Source organism: Methanolobus tindarius DSM 2278 (genome assembly GCF_000504205.1).
Lineage (GTDB): Archaea > Halobacteriota > Methanosarcinia > Methanosarcinales > Methanosarcinaceae > Methanolobus > Methanolobus tindarius.
This window is the reverse complement of record NZ_AZAJ01000001.1, coordinates 2,589,707-2,610,941: the sequence shown is the minus strand read 5'-3', so window position 1 is coordinate 2,610,941 and position 21,235 is coordinate 2,589,707. Positions and strand designations below refer to the sequence as shown.

The following is a 21,235-nucleotide window of genomic DNA, read 5'->3' as shown; positions in this document are numbered from 1 at the left end:
AATGTACGACCTTGCTGAAAAAGCACTTCAAGCAGCCATTAAATATGGTGCAAAGGAAGCTGAAGTATACATTGTGAAAAGCCAGAAAACATCTGTCAATATCCAGAAAGATATGATAGAAGGTGCCAAGGAAAACATCACAACAGGAATTGGTATTCGTGCTATTGTTGACGGCGCGGTGGGATTTTCCAGCACTAACATTATGAGTTACATTGATGAAGCTGCTAAGAATGCAGTCAGCTCTGCAAAAACACAGGATGCTGACCCTGACTGGAAAAAACTTCCATCCAACCAGAAATATCCAACTGTATCAGGTATTCTTGACAGGGATATCCATAATATGGAACTTGACGAATGCATTGGTCACACAATGGAAATGATAGATGCTGCAAGAGCTACACCCGGAATTATAGTTACATCCGGTAGTTTCAGCCGAAGCCATGGGGAAAGACTCATACTAAACAGCAATGGAATTGAAGTTTCAGAAGAGGGTACAGGCATATCAGGATTTGTAGATGTCATTACAAATGAAGGTGAAACTTCTACTGCATATGACTTTGCAATATCACGTAAAAATGACATTGATTTTGCAGCTATTGGAAAGAATGCCGCTGAACTTGCAAAGAAATCACAGAACACAATTTCCATTGAGCCACACAAAACTGAAGTCATCATTCATCCTTTTGCATTCTCAGACCTCATTGAAAATACATTCATACCATCAATTGATGCCGACAACGTGCAGAAAGGACGTTCTAACCTCATTGGCAGGAAAGATGAAATTATAGCTGACGAAAAACTTTCCATATACGATGATGGCCTTCTTGAAGGGGGTATTGACACTGGTATTGCCGATGATGAAGGAGTTGCATCACGTAAGACAACTGTCATTGAGAATGGAGCATTCAGGTCATATCTGTATGACACTTACACAGCAGGAAAAGATGGCGTGGAGAGCACAGGTAATGCTTCACGCAATTCATATCTTTCAACACCTTCTGTTGGTTCAAGGAATTTCATAATTGATTTCCCGAGTTGTGACATAGTAGCTGACACGGACAGTGGTGTTTATGTAAACACAGTCATTGGTGCCCACACTGCAAATTCAATTTCAGGGGATTTTTCTGTGGAAGCACGTAATGCGTTCACCATAAAAGATGGAAAACTGGACAAACCAATAAAATCACTTATGATTTCAGGCAACATATTCGATATGCTGAAAAATATCAACGGAGCAGGAACTGATGTTCGCAAAGTTGGTGGAACCATTACTCCATCCATCAGGGTCTCTGACATGAGCGTCGTTGGTTAATTTTTATTGAGTTGTATTTCCCATACATTAGATGCTTGCGGGACTATAATATTTCCTCAAGCTGCTTGTTTTTTTCTCTTTTTTTCTGTATTATGACTACATAAATGTGCATATTTACGACAATTAACGATTATTTTAAGTATGCTGTGGCACTGTTGTTTTAGACATGCACCGAATAATGCACAATTGCAGGAAACAATTATATAGCCATATAAATTATAAGGCTCTTATATAACAAACCAGAGCATAGAAAATAACGGATTAAGAAGTATTCATTATAAAGGGCAAGCAAATGGCAACACTGCAGAAAAAAACACTTGGCATTATCGGTGCAACTCTTATAGGTCTTATATTATTCATATACCTGAGTTCACATTCCATTGTCATTGACAGTTATGACAAACTTGAGAAAGAGAATGCCATTGAGAATGCTGTCTGCATAAAAAATATCCTATTACTTGACAGCCAGGATCTGGAAAGTAAAACTGCTGACTGGTCTGTATGGGATGAAACATTTAATTTTATTCAGGGCAACAACAGCGATTATACTGAAAAATACCTTATGGATGAAACTTTTATCAACCAAAGACTTGACTTCATGCTCTTTTACAATGCAAATAAAACATTAGCTTATGAAAAAGTAATCGTTAATGATTCTGCTTTTGCATATGAACTGGAAGAACACCTGCAAAATAATCCATACCTTCTGGAACACGAAAATTGCAGTAGCAAAAAGACCGGATTTCTTGTATTTAAGGAACAGCCCCTTATAATAACCGCACAGCCTGTTGTAAAAAATTGTGGCCATGGACAAATAGCAGGAACTGTGCTGATGGGTAGGATTATCGATTCTGAAGAAATCGAAAGGTTGCATGAAACTACAAACCTCATCCTAAACATAGAAGACGTAAAGAATACGGAAACTTCAGGAAATATATCCTTCAAAAATAATGATGCTTCAAACAGTAGTATTACTACTGTAACTGATGATGCACGGATATATTCCTATGCAATTTTTACTGATGTATACGGAAACAATGCGTTTTCAATTGAAGTTGGAATGTTTCGAAATATACACCAGAAAGGAATCGATGCTATCAACTATTTCCTGATAGTTCTTGTATTTACAGGAATCGTTTTTGGGGCAATTGTTATCCTGCTGCTTGAACGTTCACATATTTCCAGACTTAAGAAACTCCAGAATGAAGTAAGAGATATTGGTGAAAACGGAGATTTCAGAAAAAGAGTTTCAAATGGTGGAAGCGATGAAGTTGCAAGCCTCAGCAGTTCAATTAACAGGATGCTGGAATCACTTGAAAAATCACAGAGACTTGTTATCAAAAGGGATGCAACCATCAATGCAATTTTGCAGGCCATGCCTGACATGATGTTCCAGGTAAAAAAAGACGGAACCATATGTAATTATAAACTTTCAACTGACAGCTGCATTTACGAATCACCTGAGACTGACCTAAATATCACACTTGAAGACGTGCTTCCTGCACACATTGCAGAAATGGAAATGGATATTATTGAAGAGGCACTCAGGACAAATAAAACACATACCATGCATTACACAATGCCTGTAAAAAGAGAGATGAGAGACTTTGAGGTCAGGTTCGTTGTCATTGGTGACGATGAGGTTCTTGCGGTGGTCAAGGACATTACGGAAATAAAACAGGCGGAGGAGATGCGAAGGAAGGATATTCTCCTAAAAGAAGTGCATCACCGTGTAAAGAACAATCTACAGATAATATCAAGTATGCTGCGACTTCAGTCCCGGAAATTTACCGACAGGGAAACTATTGAAGCTTTCAAAAAGAGCCAGAACCGGGCAAAATCAATGGCTATTGCACATGAAAAGCTATATCAGTCCCGTGACCTTGAGAATATTGAACTTTCGTCATATATAGAGACACTGACTAAATATCTTCTGAATACATATGGCTGCGACCCGGAAAATATCAAAATTGATATAAAGATTAAAAACATAACACAGGATATTGATACAGCCATACCTCTGGGGCTTATCATTAATGAGATTGTTTCAAATTCCCTGAAACATGCCTTTAAAGACCATAAGGGGGAAATATTTGTCGAGATAATTCCGGACATCGATGGTCAATACATGTTAACTATCAGGGATAACGGAATCGGATTCCCGGAAGATCTGGATTTCATGAACACGGACTCATTAGGAATGCAACTTGTTGTTTCATTAGTGGAACAGATAGAAGGCAGCATAGAGCTCATAAGAGAAAACGGTACGGAATTTAAAATCAAATTCAAAAAAATATCCTATAAAAGAAGGGACTACTAATGACTAATGAAAAGATAATGATAGTCGAAGATGAAAAAATAGTAGCTCTGGATATTAAAGATAGTCTGGAACATTTCGGGTACTCTGTGCCCTGTATGGCAGACAGCGGCGAAGATGCCATCAGCTTCATTGATCAGTGTCAACCAGATCTTATTTTAATGGATATTGTCCTCAAAGGTAAAATTGATGGTATTGAGGCTGCAAAAACCATTCGCGACAATTATGGGATACCTATTATTTACCTGACAGCATATTCTGATGAGAAAACGCTTCAGAGAGCTAAACTTACTGAGCCTTTCGGACATATACTCAAACCCTTTGATGAGAGAGAACTTCGTACTAACATAGAGATAGCCCTCTACAAACGTGAAAGGGAAAAAGAAAAACAGTTCAACCATGAGAATTGCATCAATTCCCTTCTTGACAACATAGGTGATGCAGTTATATCCACCGATATGAGCGGAAACATCAAATATATAAACCCGCTTGCAGAAGCCCTTACCGGATATTCCAGAAAAGAAGCACTCGGAAGTAAAATCAATGAAGTGTTTAAGGTTGTCTGTGAAGGAAATAAGGATGTTGAAGACCCCACAAGAAAGGTTTTCAGAGAAGGTGCCTTTTTTGGACTTGAGAACGATACTGTCCTTATTTCAAAGGATAAAACACGCATACCACTAGATATAATAGGTTCTCCGGTTACCAATAAGAAAAATGAGATTATTGGTGCTGTTATCATTTTTTATGATATTACAGAGAGGAAAGAGATTGAGCAGTCTTTCCGGTGTTATGATATATCCTACAGTTAACCATTTTTAAAATTAAACCTAATTTTAACCTGCTGTGTTGAACTTAGAGTCTGCTGCCGGTTCTTTTATTCCCACAATGACAAGCAGGAGTGCGAACAATAGCATTACAGCACAGATATAAAATGGTAATTCAAAGGAAATGTATCCGGCAAGGATACCTCCCATAATAGGACCAAGTGCCATTCCTGCTGCCTGTGATGCTGTTATTGAACTTACCTTTGAGCTTACAGAAATTCCTGCAAGATCCACTGCCAGGGCCATTACAGGTGTTTCCACCGAAGCCATTGATATTCCCTGTATTGCACGCAGAATAATTAGCTGATTCACGGTTTCCACACGACCAAGACCAATTACAATGGGAATGTTCAGCAATAATCCCATTGCAATTATTTTTTTCCTCCCAAATTTGTCAGACAGCATTCCCATGGGAGTCTGGAATAATACCCTTACAATTACATAAGCAGATACTGCTATGCTAAGGGAGATTTCACCTGTACCGAATCTTGATTCATATTCCGGCAGGAATGCAAATATTATCATTATACCTGCCATCATCATGAACATTGCAATGGAAAGAATAGTGAACTGAAAACCCTTTGCAGGTTCTTTAGGGGATACAGATGAAGACTGCCCGTTATGAGTCTCGGATACAAAAAACGATATGAGTATAAAACTTGCAAGTCCAAGCAGTGCACACACATAGAATGCAGTTGTATAACCAAAATAGCTGGCAATTACACCACCTGCAATAGATCCAGTACCAAATCCGAAACCCCTGACAGTAGAATAGATGCCTATTGCGGTTCCTCTTGTGCTCTTCGATGAAAGATGAGTAACCATTGCAACAATAGCAGGAACAGTTGCACCGACAGTTATTCCCTGGACAATTCTCAGCAATATCATGTAATCAAAATTACTGGTATTTGCATAGATAAACGATATCAGAGTAAAGCCTGCCATCCCTATAATCACAAAAGGTTTTCTTCTGTTCAGTTTATCAGACAAACGGCCAAGGAAAGGTTGTGACAGAGCATTTGACAGACCAAAAACTGTTGCTATGAGTCCGGCCCTGAAAACGATAGGGGTTTCTGAAAAGAAGTTACTATCCATTCCAACGATATAAAGCGGGAGCAGGAAAGCCAGCATCCCGGTTCCCAGATCCTTGAATAATTTGGATAATGAAAGCACATATAATGCAGGGTCCAGCTTATCGTGGGTATCAGGGTATTTGCAGGATTTGGATTCCTTCATGTAACACCTGATTAGTAATCAAAGTATAAATGAAATAGCACTCAGGATTCATCTGAAACTCCTGACACTTTACGGAACTTACAGACTATCAGGGAATAGTACTTCGTGGCGAGATAATAGCTCAAGAGAGCCAGTATAGTTCCTGCAACAAAATCAGTTATCCAGTGAATACCAAGATAGAAAATGGTAAACTGGATGGCAAGAGTTATGAAAACTACAAGTACTTTCAGGCTCCTGAGATTTGTCCTGAAAATTATGAATAGCATTGCAAGGATCGAAAGAGCTGCATGAAGACTCGGGAAGCAATTATCAAATAACGGATCCACACTTCTCAATCCATTAACTATCAACGGACTGAGGTTGTAAAGCAAAGGGCTTACACCGGGAAGAGTATAACCTGTAACCTCCACAGGTGTGAATATGTAGAATGGGAAAGCCACCATATAAATGAAAGATATTCCAAGGGTGTATTCTTTCAGCGCCCTTAACTGATCAGTTGTCAGGAAGAATATGAAAGTGAAAGTCAGCAGGAAAGCAAAGCCAAAGATGTAGATGAATGAACTGGCATATGTCAGTAAGGGACTTGTAAAAGCCTGGAAAATACTGACTCTGCTGCCTTCAAGAATTAAGATGTATTTTGCAAGATCATAATCAAGGGAAAAGCCAAATGAATGTACCAGTTTGTTGACAATGATTCCCTGTGATTTTACTAAAAGGTAAATAGCAGAAACAAAACCTACGTACGGTAATATTTCCCTGACAAATGAAATGCTGTCTGTGTTTTTTCCGGCAGATGATCTTTGTCCTCTCCTGTATTTAGTAGGAACAAAAATATAGTAAGCTACTATATTCATAATCAATACAACAGGAAACAGTATCAATATCAAGCGGATATCTGTCATTTTAACATACTACTCTTTTTTAGTTTGTAAATTGCTCAATTTAGTCCATATAGAGAATTATATAGAGTATATAGATCGTGCATTAAACATTTTTACAATGATAAATAAATCTTATGCCTCGATAAATGAGATCATGAGGCATGATATTTCGGGATAAAATAAAATCTTGTGGCTATAATCTGTAATAATCGGAATTAAAGACCACAAGGAATATGGTAAAAATTATTCAGATTATTCAACAACTATGAAACCGCCATCTGTCCACGGATGGGTTACAAGTTCGTACTTGTATGTACCTTTGTTTTCAAAGGTGTACGTGAATGTATCACCTTTCCTGAGTGTAGGAGATTGATAACTGCCGCCACCAACCAGAGTTCCTTTTATTATAAATGCCACCGAGTCATTATTTACCCACATGACAGTATCACCTGGCGAGATGGTTGTATAATCCGGATGGAAAGCGTATTCCTGAATATAAACAATGGTATCAGCATCTACTGCTTCCTGCCCGGATACATTTTCCGCTGAAACATCATCCGTTGCATTTTCATCAATACAACCTGAAAATATCAGACTTATAAGGGATACAAATAAAATAAGAAAAACAAAACTTCTGATTCTCATATTTGAGAAGAATTGCTATTGCCTAATAACACTTTTGATTAAATAAAAAAGGACGTATGGTGAAATGAACATTCAGTTCCTTTCACGCTGTACAAGATACATTTCTTCGAGACGACCTATTGTTTCCACATCTTCAATGGATTTATCAGACCTTACATTGACAAGTCTTGGGAAACGAAGTGCATAACCAGAGTCATAATTGACACTCTTCTGTATTTCCTCAAAGGCAACCTCAAATATTACTTCAGGTTTTATTTCAACCTCTGTGCCAGCTTCTGTAACAATGAGATCAGAAAACATATCAGTAAGCTCTGCAAGCTGCTCATCGGAAAAACCTGTTGCTACGCGCCCTACAGGCAGGAAGCGACCGGTATCAGGATCATGGCATGCAAGTGCATAGGAACCAAGGAAACTTGTACGTCTTCCATAGCCCCATTCAGCACCGATGACCACAAGGTCCAGTGTCTCCATTACCGGCTTTTTCTTGAGCCAGTTCTTACCCCGTTTACCAGGAGAATAAGGAGACTGCGGGTTCTTGATCATGACACCTTCATGACCGGCTTTCAAAGCCTCGTTGTAGATTACCATTATTTTGTCAAGGTCATCTGTAATATACTGGGTATCAACCCTTATTTTGTCCCCAGACCTAACACAGCCTTCAAGTTTTGCTCTCCTCTCTACAAGAGGGAGATCAAGCAACTCCTCACCGTTCAGATACATTATGTCAAAAAGATTCAGTATAAGAGGAATTTCACGTGCAGTTGACTGTACATCATACTTTCTCCTGAAACGTTTCAGTATATCCTGAAATGCCCTTGGCCTGCCGTTCTCATCAATTGCAACTGCCTCACCGTCAAGTATGGCAGATTCCGCATCAATATTTTCCCTTACAGCTTCCACAACATCAGGCAATGAGTCTGTGATGTTTTCAAGCCTGCGTGAGAAAAGTGTAATACTGTCGCCTTCTTTATGGATCTGCACTCTGGCACCATCAAACTTCCATTCTACTGCTGCGGTTCCGAGATCAGAAAGTGCTATGTCAAAATCAGGTGTGACCTGAGCCAGCATCATGCGGATTGGACGGTTAAGTTCAAGTCCAAGAGACTGAACAGCATCCCTGCCGCCTTCTCTTGCAGTTACAGCCACAAGGCCGAGGTCATTTGTAAGCATGAAAGCCCTTTCAATCTCATCAGACGGAACATCAAAAGCCTTTGATATTGCGTCACGTGCAATTCCTTCACCTACTCCAATTCTCAACTCTTCCACAGAAATACGAGCTATGTAGCCTACTTCTTCAGATGATGCGGAATTGAAGAGATACTGTAGATTCTTCATCTTAGATGTCTGGGAACCTTTGCCGGATGTTTTGGATATAGCCTGGAACCTTTCATAGACTTCAAGAATTGACAGGTCAGAACTGTCTTCCATAAAAGAAGAAAAGGTAGCCTGGCCGCTTGAAACTTTTTTCAGTGCTTTGACTGCTGTTTCACCGATGTCACCTGTTTCCCTTACAATCTCCTTGATATCAGCAACTGAAAGTCCTGCTGATTTTGCAAGAGCACTGTAAAGAATACCTGCACCAACACCTATTTCCTCACTGCTCCACGCAGGAAAGATTTCCCCCATTACAAAATGAGTGACAACAGGAAGTTCTTCAGGAGTTACTTTTACAAGTAACTCTGCAACCAGAGCAGTCATATCAAGGGAACCCGGAGTTCCTTCAATAACCTTACATGCCTTGGCAAATTCTTTGAAACTTGTCATTAATACACCCTTGTAATATGGATGCCGGATTTTAGTCCCTGTAAATAGATATCATATCACTGAGGATTGCGCTTGCGGTTTCAATTGAACCGGCACCGCGTCCTGTTACAGTGATTGGACCTGAAAGGTCAGTCTGAACTGAAGCAACGTTAAGGGAACCACCAACGGCAAGCGGATGATCTATTGGCACTAGTTTTGGTGCAACGTTGATCCTGCTGTCGTTGACCTCTCCAATAAGTTTGATAACATAGCCCTCATTCTGAGCCAGAAGAAGTGCTTCAGGCGTTATCTTTGTAATTCCGGTGATAGTCACATCCTCATGTGTTGCATTCATACCGAATACACAGTTTGCAAGTATGACAAGTTTTAATGCGGTGTCAATTCCCTCCACATCATAAGTCGGATCGGTTTCCGCATAGCCAAGCTCCTGAGCCTCTGCAAGCATCTGTGCATAAGGAGCATGCTCTTCCATCATTCTAGTAAGAATATAATTGCAGGTTCCGTTGAAAATACCTTCAACATTTGTAATAGTGTTTCCTGCAAGCACATCATTTGCAAGATTAAGAACCGGCATTGCACCGCCGACTGTTGCCTCAAATCTGAAATGTGAACCACCTGCTTTTGCAGCGTCAATAAGTTCACCATATTTCATTGCAAGTGGACCTTTGTTTGAGGTTACAAGATCCCTTCCATGCTTAAAGGCTGAAAGCATATTCTGGAGACCAACGCCACCTGTTATAATATTAGTAGGAGTAGTTTCAACTACAATATCGTGGTCCATTGTTTCAATTATTTCAAGACCACTGAGCTTTTCAGAACCTACAACACCTTCATTTTGTTTTCTGGAAAGCACAGAACTAAGGTCAACACCATTATCATCAGTGACAGCGGATCTTGAATCTGCAACAGCAACCACTTTAAAATCAAGTCCCATTTTTTCAAGGTACTCTTTTTTATCAATCAGTACCCTGGCAACACCCTGACCTACGGCACCAAAACCAATAATTGATACACGAATAGTTTTCATCAGGCTACCCCCAGACTTTTTATAGGTTCAATTACCAGCAGATCCTTCTTTTTTGCTATTTCCTTTAAAATAGCAATAGCTGATTCCATATGCTCCTTGCTTACAGCATCTATTTTTAATGAAGCAGAAGATGCCATGTTTATCTTTGGCATTGAAAGGTTAAGATCAACAACTTCTGCATAACCTGTCTTGTCAATGGTGTCTATGGTATCCTGTATGTCTGTGTGGACTATATGTCCTATAAGCAGCACTGCACCATGCTCGAAAAATCTCTTCTCATCAATGCGTACGATACCGATACCACTCTCTTCAAGACTTGAAACAATATCATCAAGCTTGTCCGGTTTTATCTCAAAAACCAGCTGAACCGGAATGGTTCCGCGGGGAGTCCTTTTTTCGTGGTGATGGACCACTGAAATCAGATTGCCTTTAAGCTCGGAAACGGGTCTTAAAGCCTGAAGCAACTGCCCGGGAATATCTTTTAACTCAATATCCATGGAAACTCGCATGTATACCCTCATAAAATCATAAATACATAAATAGAACTATTTCTGAATCTAACATCCATACTCGTTAAATGCAGTTATATATTTTGGTTTGCCTTTTCATCATTTCCCATCATCAGGACTCTCATTTGATGAGTCAGCTAGATCAGAACTTAAATCCTTATTGTCTGCTGAATCTGGCTCTTCAAGAATAATAATATTGCCCCGGCCTTTTTTGAATTTGCGTACAATTCCCCTGCTTTCAAGATCTGAGACCATTAAACTGACTTTGGCTTCAGAATGCTTAACTTTTGTACGAAGGTCTTTTTGCGTAATTCTGCCCCCATTCTTTGAAATGATGGAAATAACTTCACGCAGGTCATCCGGCAAACCACCCAGACCACCTATTGAGTCATCAACATAATCAGAATCAAATTCACCTGAAAACTCAGCATATGAAGAGTCTTGGGGCGTTGAAGATCCTTTCTTCTGTTTTACAAATATAATGACTCCGGCAAGAATTAAGATCAAAAGGACAATAATAATCAAGGCTGAATTTACTGACGAGGATGATGAAATTTCCTCTTCGGACTCTGAAAAACTGGCTATATCGTCAAGTTCTGTAAAATCGCTTTCATTAAGCAATGGATCATCAGAGTACACCGGAAACAGAATTAAATCCAGTACATAATCACCATCATCTGTAATGGTTATTTCTTCTTCAGTGTATGCCGCCAGTTCATTTCCACTGTAATAACTTGCCGATATCAGGTAGGTTCCGGGATCCAGACTGAAAGAATAAATGCCGTAATTTGCAAGCATTGACTGGGAAGGTGTTGAATTGACTTCCACAATGACATGCTCAAGCGGATCAAATGAATCCCACTCATATACAGCACCATGTATTGTTGCCTCCTGAGCTGATGCCGGAAGACAAAGAGCTGCAAATAAAATAACACTCAAGCTAAGCAGGATTATTTTTTTGTTCAACACAGGATGTATATTTACATAGTACACCCATATAATAGTTACTTCTAATGCCAATCTGAAGTATCCTAAAGTTTTATCAAGTAAAATAAACTGTTATAAGCCCTTATTCAGTATTGAAGTATCCATAAAGTTTCCATGAAGTAAAGTATGCTTATATTCCCCTCTGCCAATGCTGGATTTGCAAGTGCAGGTTGAAAACAACTATACTACCAAGATAGGACAATGTCAACCGCGAAATTATACCACCATGGCAAAGTCAGGCCTGCGCTTGCAATGGTCAAAATAAAAGAAAGCAAATTAGAAACAATATAGAGGGAGAATAAATATGAACACAAAGAAACTTTCACTTATTGCTGCAGCACTTATGTTGTTCAGCTTGTTTGCAGTATCTGCTATGGCAGCATATGGCGATTATAAAGGAATGGGAGACCAGGATAAAGATAGAGATGGAAGTTGTGATGGTGCCTACTGTCTTAACGATGGAATCTGCGACAACTTTGTAGATGAAGACGGAGATGGAATTTGTGACAACTGTCCAAACGATGGTGTTTGCGACGGAACAGGGCCTCGTGGGGCAGGAAATGGACAGGGTGCTGGCAACGGAGCTGGAGATCAGATCCACGCCAGAGATGGATCATGCATCAGTGAAGAATAAGTTGCATGATTAAAACACGAAAGTAAAACGAAAGCAGAAAGGGAGAGATAAATGGGATAGCCTTCACAGGTTTATCCCATTTTCACATCTTTACGTTTCACAGATATTTATATATTAAAAAACTAAAATCATATTCATAAAAATCATAAAATATTGATTTGAATACAAGAGAACTGGAGGGTACTCTTATGATGGGCAAAACAAAAAAGGGAATGCGAATAATTACGATTTTTGCAGTAATAATGATGCTTATAAGCATTATTCCAATGGGTGCAATGGCAGCATCAGAAAATGGAAATGAACATGCAAGTATAAAAGGTTCAGTGAATAGTGCCAGTGCTAAAACCACTGACGATGACAGCAGTGATGACTCCCAGAGCAATGGAAAATCACAGGTCAAAGACAGGGACAGGGTTAATGCAACAGAGAATGGAACAACTAAGAGAGCAGAAATAACAAATACTCACGCTGCTAATGCTGCAGATAACTATCAGGCGGCAAAGAGCAATTTTGCTAACGTCAAGTCCCAGAATCCTAACCTTAATACTGAAGAAGCTATAAACGCCACAAAAGAATACCTGATAAGTTCTATAGATTATATACTTACTTTCCTTGATGAGGATGAAGATTCGGATTACATAGATCTGCTTGAGGAGGAAAGAGAAAATGTTGAGGATGCAGACACAAGGAAAGAACTTGCTGAAGCTGCAAAGAACATCAGAAGCATCTGGAATGATGTACGTAAAGATCGCGTAGTCTCTAAAGGAAAAGTTATTGACAACAAGGTAGGAACAGTTATTCAGACATCCAAGAACATGGCAAATCGTCTTGAAAATGAAATTGCCAGAATGAAACAGAATGGCCAGGATGTAACAGACCTTGAAGAGATGCTTGCCGAATATAACGAACTTATAGTCTCAGCCGAACAAAAGCAGGAACAGGCAAGAAATGCTTACATGCACGGTGAAGGTACTGATTCAGAGAACATCAGGGAAGCAAACCAGTACTTTACAGAAGCAGGTAAAGACATAACTGAAGCAAATGCACTCCTGCGCAATATGTTTGGTGAAATAAAGCAGCAGAGGGAAGGACTGATCACACTTAGCGGCGAAGGAACACTTGAAGCAAATGGAAACGGAACCGTTGTAATTTCAGGAAATGTTACAATTGATGTCACTGCAGAAGATGTTAACATTATTGTCAAGGACCTTGCAGACGATGCTGTGATTGATGTTGATGAAGAAGATTATGAGGAATCAAATATAGATGCAGGAAACAGCACTGACAACAATCGTGCATTTGTATTCATCGGACTTTCTGGTGATATTCACATTGAGGGAAGCCGCCTTACAGTCATGATAAAAGGAAGTGGAATTGACCTCTTTGCTGAAGGAACAGGTTCAGTAGTGCTTGCAGGTCAGGGAACTTACGAAGCTGAAGGAACTGACGGTGAATGGGCATACAAAGCCGTGGATGACGATGATGCTGACGATGAAGATTCAGAAGATGAACTTGAAACGGAAACCGAGGATGAGCAGGAAGATGATGGCGATGATGACTCAGTTGACGAGGAAGAAGAATCTGATGAAGATTCTGAAGATGAGAGTAGTGAGGACGAAAACGACGATGCAAACGTGACTGAGAGCTGAGTTAACCGGAGTTAGAATAGGTGGTATAATGGTTAAAACCAGAAAATTAATTATCATTGCTTTGGTGCTCTTCAGTCTTGCTATTTCAGGTTGTGCTGATAAAGAGAGCACTACAGAGGAACAAAGCGATTTAAGTGACAGCACAGATCAAACTGACAATACCCAAAACATTAGTGTTGCCGATGAGTTACTCAGTGAAGAAATGGTAGGAATCACTGACACTGAAATGCAGGATCTGGAAGCAGATCTTGCTGAACTGGAAGCAATGCTCAATGAAATGGATCTTGAAGAAGATATTGTTATTGAAGAAATATGAACCGGAACATTTTTAATGTTCCATCGTCATTTTTTAATCATAACAGCCTGACTAATTATATAAGTCTGTTATTTTTCTTTTTTGTTGCAATTTAAATGGGTTTTCTAGATTTAACTGTTGAATCGCTCCAGAATTACATCTTTGCAAAATGAAACTTTTTTTGCTTATAAGAGGACATTTACCTCATTGAAACAACTCTTATCACTTTGACCAACTGCATTTCTTAAACCTGAAATAACTGAATGTATTATTTTATCGTGAAATCTTTTTATAATAAGACTAATATAGTCACTTTGGCATAAATTAATTGATAACTGTTATAAAAAGTATCTGTTCAAAATATACAGTATAAACAGTGATTCCCGCAATTCTACAGAATTTACCGGTAACAAGGTGACTATACCATGTTTGGCACAAATAAAGTGATTAAAGAGATTCCTGATGTGCTGGCTTCTATTAAAAATGGAAATACTGAAGCCAGAATACCTTTGCAAGGCAGTGATACAGATAAAGCCGCTGCTGAAGAACTAAATGCTTTTATTGATGAAGCAATCCAATGGAAAACTGCAGCATTGGAGCAGGAACAGATTAGAAGTGAAATGCAGGAGATTCTGGCTAAAGCGCTTGAAGGACATCTTGATGCACGTATTGGAACTGCAAAATCCTGTACTGATGCACAGGACATTACAGGATGTTTTAACAGCCTGATGGATGCTGTTGTGGAACCGCTTCTTGCAGCGTCCAAATACGTACAAAGGATATCAATGGGAGACATTCCACCTCGAATCGAGAGGGAATACAAAGGCACTTTCAATGATTTCAAGAATAACCTCAACCTCTGCGTGGATGCTATTAATGCCCTTATTGAGGATTCTGAAAAACTTGCCCAGGCAGGTATTGAAGGTGTTATGGATCTGCGTGCGGATTCATCCAGGCACGAAGGAGACTTCAAAAGAATTATAGAATCACAGAACACTCTCCTGGATTCAATCGCAGAACCACTTAATGAAGGAACAGACGTACTTCTGAAACTTGCAGTTAATGACTTTGAAACTGAAGCTACCGGACAATACAACGGAGTGTTCAAGGATAACATATATGCTGTAAATGAAGTGCGCAACAGGCTTCTCAACATCCAGCGCACCTTTGAATATATGGTTGCAGGAAATTTCAACGATCTTGATAAATACAAATCTGTTGGAAAACGCTCAGAAAATGACAAACTTCTTCCTTATACCATTGCAATGATGGAGAATGTGAAGGGAATGACTGATGAGTTCATTGAACTTGGACATGCTGCTGAAAATGGAAACCTTCGCTACAGAGCAAATGCGGATAATTTCAGGGGATTGTTCAATGAAGCAATAACCACAGTAAACCACGCATTTGATTCTGTTATTGATCCGCTGAACATGACAGCAGATTATATTGAACAGATATCAAAGGGAGAAATACCTGAAAAGATTACTGATGAATACCTGGGAGACTTCAATCACATAAAAGACAATATCAACGAATGCATCGATGGTCTTGGTGGTCTTGTAGAGAGTAATGAGATACTGCAGTTGATGGTCGATAATGATCATACGCGAAAGGTAGAGGGAGATTACCAGGGAATCTATGATGAAGTTGCGACTGCTACTAACGGTGTAAGGGACAGAATATTGACAGTCATGGGCGTTAACAAGAGGATAGCTCAGGGTGACCTGAGTGATCTTGAAGGACTCAAAGAAGTGGGTAAACGTTCAGAGAATGATGAGCTTATTCCATGTTATATTGCAATGATGAGCAATATTGAAAATCTGGGTAATGAATTTGTCAAACTTGGAAATGAAGCAAAGAATGGTAATCTTGAATACAGGTCTGATTCCTCACAATACAATGGTGCATACAAAGATGCAATTGATGCTGTGAATGAAGCAATCGATGCTCTTGTCACACCAATGAACGAAGCCATACGCCTGGTTAACGAATATAGTAAAGGTCTCCTTGGTGCAAGGTTTGAACTTGAGGCAAGAGGTGATTTCAAAGACTTTGCCGATGCCCTCAACATTTTTGGTGATAAGCTCCAGGGCCTGATTGAAGAGTCAAGTGAAGTTCTTGCAGCTATTTCAAATAATGATCTCTCAAAACCGCTTACCCTTGTTGCTGAAGGAGACGTCAGGAAACTGACAGACGGAATAGAAAATGCCAGAAGATCATTAAATAACGTGGTATCACTTGTACATAACAGTTCTATGAATGTGGCTTCCACTGCCGAGGAAATGTCTGCCTCCGTAGAAGAAATGACATCTTCTGCATATCAGATAGAAGATACAGTTTCTGAGATAGCAAAAGGTGCTCAAAGCCAGGCCTCTAAAACAGAAGAGGTCTCAAGAGCCATGATAGATATGACGATGACAGTACAGGAAGTAGCTACTAATTCCAGTAAGGCTGCTGAAAATGCCAAGAGTTCAAATGAACTCATGGAAAACCTCAGGACTACTACAAAAGACCTGCTGCAGAAAATGGAAAATATTAAGCACACTTCCGGCGAGTCATCTGATGTTATCATGGAGCTTGCAGGAAAATCCAAGCAGATTGGAGAAATTGTCAATCTGATAACCAATATTGCAGACCAGACAAACCTTCTTGCACTTAATGCTGCAATTGAAGCTGCACGTGCAGGAGAACATGGCAGAGGATTTGCCGTGGTTGCAGATGAAGTACGTAAACTTGCAGAGGATTCAGGTAATGCGGCAAAGCAGATATCAACACTTATAGCGGAAATACAGGAAGGAACTGATAATGCTGTTGTATCTATCCAGCAGGGTTCAGAAGAGGTTACAAACGGAGCAGAAGCCCTGAATACCGTTGCAATTGATATTGAACAGGTAGTTGAATCCGGCGGAATGATCGCAAATATGGTACAGGACATTGCTGCTGCCGCACAGGAACAATCAGCTTCCATTGAAGAAATAACCTCTTCTATTCAAGAGGTGAGTGCCATTTCAGAGGAATCGGCAGCCAGTACGCAGGAAGCTTCAGCATCTGTGCAGGAACAGAATTCAACCATGCAGGAACTTTCAAGATCTGCAGACGAGCTGTCATGCCTTTCCAATGATATGAAATCGGTTGTTGACAAGTTCATCCTTGATGTAACTCTGGGTGTTGGCAGTGTAAGTTCTGCAAGTATTGCCTGTGCAGATGGAAGTGGAAACGAGGAACCTAAAGACCGTGATGAGAAACCCGCACTGGTTTGAAGTCCAGGGGATTTTGCCTTAAAAGGCAAATTTCCACTTTATTTTATTTAGGTGTAATCCGGATTAATTTAAAAAAGAGTTCTTTGGCACCTGTTTTCTGTTTTTTGTGAAATTATATCATAGGAAAAAGTATCCGGATGTAGAGTTACCTTTTTATAGAAGAACAAACAACAATTTTTCACTTAGAAATGACATCATATCTAAGAGGAAAATTATGGGAAATATGCTAAAAACCACTTTATTACTGGCATCTCTTACCGGTTTACTGGTTATTGTAGGCCAGTTGCTTGGTGGAACGTCAGGAATGATAATCGCTTTCATATTTGCGATAATCATGAACTTTGGAAGCTACTGGTATAGTGATAAAATTGTCCTGAAAATGTATCGTGCTCAGGAAGTCACTGCAGCCGAAGCTCCGCAATTATATGGAATTGTACAAAAACTTGCTATGCGTGCAGACCTGCCAATGCCAAAAGTATATATTGTGAACACTTCAATGCCAAATGCATTTGCAACAGGCAGAGATCCACAGCATGCCGCAGTCGCTGCAACCACTGGAATACTTGACCTGTTAGATGCAGAAGAGCTTGAAGGTGTACTGGCGCATGAACTTGCACACGTAAAACACAGAGACACGCTTATCAGTGCAGTTGCAGCAACCATTGCCGGTGTTATCACAATGATAGCAACCTGGGTCAAATGGGCAGCCATATTCGGCGGCTTTGGAGGAAGAGACAGCGAAGGTGGCGGGAATATTATAGGATTCCTTGCACTTGCTATCGTAGCACCAATTGCAGCAACGGTTATCCAGCTTGCAATCTCAAGATCAAGGGAATTTTCAGCCGATGAGGAGGGAGCTCGTATCTCTCAGAAACCATGGGCTCTTGCCAGTGCCCTTGAGAAACTGGAGTATGGAAGCAAGAATTATCGTCCGAGAAGAAACGATGTGCAGGCATCTGAGACCACTGCACACATGTTCATCGTAAACCCGCTAAAAGGACACTCGCTGATGAACCTGTTCAGGACGCACCCAACTACGGAAGAACGTATCAGGCGTCTGCATGCAATGCAGTAATCGAAAAGATAGTATAAATTAACATAGAATTAGAAGTTAAAGAGGCTTGTCTGCCCCTGTTCAACAAGGTGGATAACCTCAATTCCTTTTTCTTCAAGCTTATTTGAAAGGTAGTGCCTGTGACAACCTTTAGGGCTTTTCTCAGCACACATAAGAACTATCCTCCCGTTTTCAGAATTCACCTTACTGATAAGGGATACCAATTTTTTCAGGCTGCTCTGGAATGCCTCTGTGTCCATATACTCCACGTATGTGGTTTCACGCATACCGCCAACGCCTTCACAATGATAATAAAGAATACTGTTCTTTGGAAGTATGTCTTCCAGTGATTCCCGATCATATACCTTGAAAGTTGACTGTGGATACTTTCTTATATCGACCAGATGAGTTATCCTGTTCTCTGCCAGCATGAAGATAAACTCATCAAGCTGTCGGTTTCCGTATCCTATGGTATAGCACTTCATTTTTAGCACCATGATGTGTAATGCACAATATATTATATGCCGATGTCCAATTATTAGTTCTGAGATTTTGCGGCATATAATAAAAAGAAAGCGGAAGAGATGACAAATTCATTCTATAACAGAAGCTGTTTTAAGTTATCTGAAACGATTTTTCTAACAAAAGAGGAACAGCAATTCTTATCACATCGATAAGAATATCATTAAGAAAGTCATCTTGTCACAGGAAGCTAGGGTAAAACTCATATTTACATTAAGCTAATTGAAATTAATATCTGAATATAGGAATACAGGGAATGAGATATTAAGATATTAACTATTACACTTATAGTAATCCGAGATCAAAGAGGATAAAATGAAAGTATCTGTCAGCACTTCAAAAGTAAATGGTGAAGTCTTCGCACCACCATCAAAAAGCTATACTCATCGTGCAATTACAATTGCCGCACTCTCCGATGACTGTATGATTCACCGCCCCCTTATGTCAGCCGATACACTTGCAAGTATTCGTGCATCAGAAGCATTAGGAGCAATTATTGAGAAATACGAGGATAGAATTCACGTAAAAGGAGTGAGTGGTAAACCTCACGTGCCAAATAACGTTATTGATGTGGCAAACTCGGGAACAACACTGCGTTTTATGACAGCAGTATCAGCACTTACAACTGGAGTTACCGTACTTACAGGTGACAGTTCTATCAGAAACAGGCCAAACCAGCCCCTCCTTGATGTCCTCAATAAACTTGGAGTGGAGGCATATTCCACAAGAGGAAACGGCTGTGCACCTATTGTAGTGCGCGGAGGACTTAAAGGCGCCATTACTACAATTGATGGCTCCATCAGTTCACAGTTCATATCAGCACTTCTCATTGCCTGTCCACTGAACACACAGAGCACAACACTCTCCATCAAAGGTGAGATGAAATCAAGACCATATGTTGACGTTACAATGGAACTCATCGAACAGGCAGGTGCAGAGATCCTCGTTGAAGAAGGAAACACTATCAAATTCATCATTCCTGCAAACCAGAAGTACAACCTGAAAGAGTACACAGTTCCGGGAGATTTCTCTTCAGCTTCATACCTGCTTGCAGCCGCCGCTGTAACAGGGTCAACTGTTACGGTGAAAAATCTCTTCCCATCAAAACAGGGAGATGTTGAAATTATCGATGTCCTCGAACGCATGGGTGCTAAAATATCCTGGGACAAAGAAAGCGGTGTAGCAGAGATAACAGGCAACGGCCTTAAGGCAACAGTATTCGACGCAGGTGCAACACCTGACCTTGTACCAACAATTGCAGTTCTGGCTGCATGCGCCGAAGGAACAACAGTTATCGAAAATGCGGAACATGTCCGTTACAAGGAGACCGACAGGCTGCACGCAATGGCACTTGAACTTACCAAGATGGGTATTTCAGTACGTGAAGAACCAGACCAGCTTATAATCACAGGCGGCACACTGAGAGGAGCCGACCTTCACGGATGGCATGACCACAGAATAATAATGGCACTCACCATTGCCGGAATGGTTGCCGGAGATACTGTTATAGATACTGCTGAAGCCGTGGACATTTCGTTCCCTAACTTCTTTGAGGTAATGAAAGAACTGGGTGCAGCAGTGGAACTTATCTGAGTTTCAGATTTTACTTACAAAACAGAATCAACATGACATTTTCATGTTGATCTGAACATTTTTCTATTTTTACAAAGCCCAATTTTAAATTATATGTAAATAAATAATGTCCTCACTAATTCTAAAAATGTGAAATTGTACATTTTCCATCGTCAAATACCAGTTCAAAATTAAAAGTACCTGATATCGGACCTCCAATCACGATTCCTGCAGATTCAGTATTTTCATCAGGCAGCCATAAACCGGTAGAATTATCCAGCTTGCCTTTTTTGAAAATGATGGTTTCACCATCAATGTGATACAGATTCCTTGCACCGTTTTCATACTGACAGATTATGGTGTTATTCTCAACAATCCATGAATTGTCACTGAGATTACCATTTAAATTTGAGTCCGGATCCACGCCAAATGACAGAAAGCTGACATCGGGCAATGAAAGTTCAATGCTGCATATAGAACCTTCCAGCGAGTTAGTTTCCTGAACATTTCTGGCATATCCGTCCTGTATGGACACTATTTCCAGTACAGCAGAATTTATCTGCTTGCTGTCCTTAGCTCCTGAATAAACAGGAGCCATATTATTCCATGAGAAAGCCATAAGGAAAATAACAGCACCCGTTATGGCAAGATAGAATACCATCTTTAACGGAACTGTGTCAATACCTCTGGTATCCCTGAAAAAAGAACTTTTTTTAACCCCCACGTTTTTCACATTCCTGTATT

The 21,235-nt window shown here is 40.0% G+C and carries 18 protein-coding genes; 9 read left to right on the top strand and 9 right to left on the bottom strand.

Features of this window, described 5'->3' with window-relative positions; all coding sequences use genetic code 11:
• Window position 1: 1 nt before the first annotated feature.
• The 3 genes from METTI_RS12420 to METTI_RS12410 all read left to right on the top strand — a co-directional run bounded on the left by METTI_RS12420 (window position 2) and on the right by METTI_RS12410 (window position 4,438).
• Complete coding sequence (locus tag METTI_RS12420; RefSeq protein WP_023846173.1) at window positions 2-1,312, top strand: TldD/PmbA family protein; 1,311 nt, start codon at window positions 2-4, stop codon at window positions 1,310-1,312.
• Window positions 1,313-1,604: 292 nt separating this feature from the next.
• Complete coding sequence (locus METTI_RS15325; protein WP_023846172.1) at window positions 1,605-3,632, top strand: CHASE4 domain-containing protein; 2,028 nt, start codon at window positions 1,605-1,607, stop codon at window positions 3,630-3,632.
• The gene (locus METTI_RS12410; RefSeq protein WP_023846171.1) at window positions 3,632-4,438 is read left to right on the top strand and encodes an ATP-binding response regulator; all 807 of its coding nucleotides are present in this window, start codon (window positions 3,632-3,634) and stop codon (window positions 4,436-4,438) included. Before METTI_RS15325 ends, METTI_RS12410 begins: the two co-directional genes overlap by 1 nt.
• Window positions 4,439-4,462: 24 nt before the next feature.
• On the opposite strand, the gene METTI_RS12405 is transcribed toward METTI_RS12410, so the two are convergent.
• From METTI_RS12405 to METTI_RS12375, 7 genes are all read right to left on the bottom strand, one after another.
• The gene (locus METTI_RS12405) at window positions 4,463-5,689 is read right to left on the bottom strand and encodes an MFS transporter (RefSeq protein ID WP_023846170.1); all 1,227 of its coding nucleotides are present in this window, start codon (window positions 5,687-5,689) and stop codon (window positions 4,463-4,465) included.
• Window positions 5,690-5,730: 41 nt separating this feature from the next.
• A complete protein-coding gene (locus METTI_RS12400) occupies window positions 5,731-6,591 on the bottom strand; it encodes a phosphatase PAP2 family protein (protein WP_023846169.1) in 861 nt (286 codons plus the stop codon).
• A gap of 231 nt (window positions 6,592-6,822) precedes the next feature.
• Window positions 6,823-7,215, bottom strand: coding sequence for a cupredoxin domain-containing protein (locus tag METTI_RS12395; protein WP_023846168.1), 393 nt, complete (start codon window positions 7,213-7,215; stop codon window positions 6,823-6,825).
• Window positions 7,216-7,287: 72 nt separating this feature from the next.
• Window positions 7,288-8,979: an ATP-dependent DNA ligase gene (locus METTI_RS12390; protein ID WP_023846167.1), complete on the bottom strand. Its 1,692-nt coding sequence runs from the start codon at window positions 8,977-8,979 to the stop codon at window positions 7,288-7,290.
• A 31-nt stretch (window positions 8,980-9,010) separates the two neighbouring features.
• On the bottom strand, window positions 9,011-10,006 hold the full coding sequence (locus tag METTI_RS12385; protein WP_023846166.1) for a homoserine dehydrogenase: 996 nt from the start codon (window positions 10,004-10,006) through the stop codon (window positions 9,011-9,013).
• Window positions 10,006-10,515: an allosteric regulator of homoserine dehydrogenase gene (locus METTI_RS12380; RefSeq protein ID WP_023846165.1), complete on the bottom strand. Its 510-nt coding sequence runs from the start codon at window positions 10,513-10,515 to the stop codon at window positions 10,006-10,008. The genes METTI_RS12385 and METTI_RS12380 overlap by 1 nt, the downstream gene beginning before the upstream one ends.
• Before the next feature lie 99 nt (window positions 10,516-10,614).
• The gene (locus METTI_RS12375) at window positions 10,615-11,535 is read right to left on the bottom strand and encodes a helix-turn-helix transcriptional regulator (RefSeq protein ID WP_023846164.1); all 921 of its coding nucleotides are present in this window, start codon (window positions 11,533-11,535) and stop codon (window positions 10,615-10,617) included.
• Between the two features lie 271 nt (window positions 11,536-11,806).
• Between METTI_RS12375 and METTI_RS12370 the strand changes: the two genes are divergently transcribed.
• From METTI_RS12370 to htpX, 5 genes are all read left to right on the top strand, one after another.
• A complete protein-coding gene (locus METTI_RS12370; protein WP_023846163.1) occupies window positions 11,807-12,136 on the top strand; it encodes a hypothetical protein in 330 nt (109 codons plus the stop codon).
• Between the two features lie 188 nt (window positions 12,137-12,324).
• A complete protein-coding gene (locus METTI_RS12365; protein ID WP_023846162.1) occupies window positions 12,325-13,785 on the top strand; it encodes a hypothetical protein in 1,461 nt (486 codons plus the stop codon).
• Between the two features lie 28 nt (window positions 13,786-13,813).
• A complete protein-coding gene (locus tag METTI_RS12360) occupies window positions 13,814-14,101 on the top strand; it encodes a hypothetical protein (RefSeq protein WP_023846161.1) in 288 nt (95 codons plus the stop codon).
• Window positions 14,102-14,505: 404 nt separating this feature from the next.
• The gene (locus METTI_RS15320; RefSeq protein WP_023846160.1) at window positions 14,506-17,343 is read left to right on the top strand and encodes a methyl-accepting chemotaxis protein; all 2,838 of its coding nucleotides are present in this window, start codon (window positions 14,506-14,508) and stop codon (window positions 17,341-17,343) included.
• 214 nt (window positions 17,344-17,557) lie between these two features.
• Window positions 17,558-18,418, top strand: a complete 861-nt coding sequence (gene htpX, locus METTI_RS12350; protein ID WP_023846159.1) for a zinc metalloprotease HtpX — start codon at window positions 17,558-17,560, stop codon at window positions 18,416-18,418.
• A 29-nt stretch (window positions 18,419-18,447) separates the two neighbouring features.
• Here the strand turns inward: htpX and METTI_RS12345 are convergent, their stop codons facing one another.
• A complete protein-coding gene (locus tag METTI_RS12345) occupies window positions 18,448-18,882 on the bottom strand; it encodes a DUF488 domain-containing protein (protein ID WP_156916287.1) in 435 nt (144 codons plus the stop codon).
• A 352-nt stretch (window positions 18,883-19,234) separates the two neighbouring features.
• On the opposite strand from METTI_RS12345, the gene aroA reads away from it, so the two are divergent.
• Complete coding sequence (gene aroA, locus METTI_RS12340; RefSeq protein ID WP_023846157.1) at window positions 19,235-20,512, top strand: 3-phosphoshikimate 1-carboxyvinyltransferase; 1,278 nt, start codon at window positions 19,235-19,237, stop codon at window positions 20,510-20,512.
• 121 nt (window positions 20,513-20,633) lie between these two features.
• Here the strand turns inward: aroA and METTI_RS12335 are convergent, their stop codons facing one another.
• Window positions 20,634-21,215 (bottom strand): hypothetical protein, encoded by a 582-nt coding sequence (locus METTI_RS12335; protein WP_023846156.1) that lies wholly within the window; start codon window positions 21,213-21,215, stop codon window positions 20,634-20,636.
• Window positions 21,216-21,235: the final 20 nt, after the last annotated feature.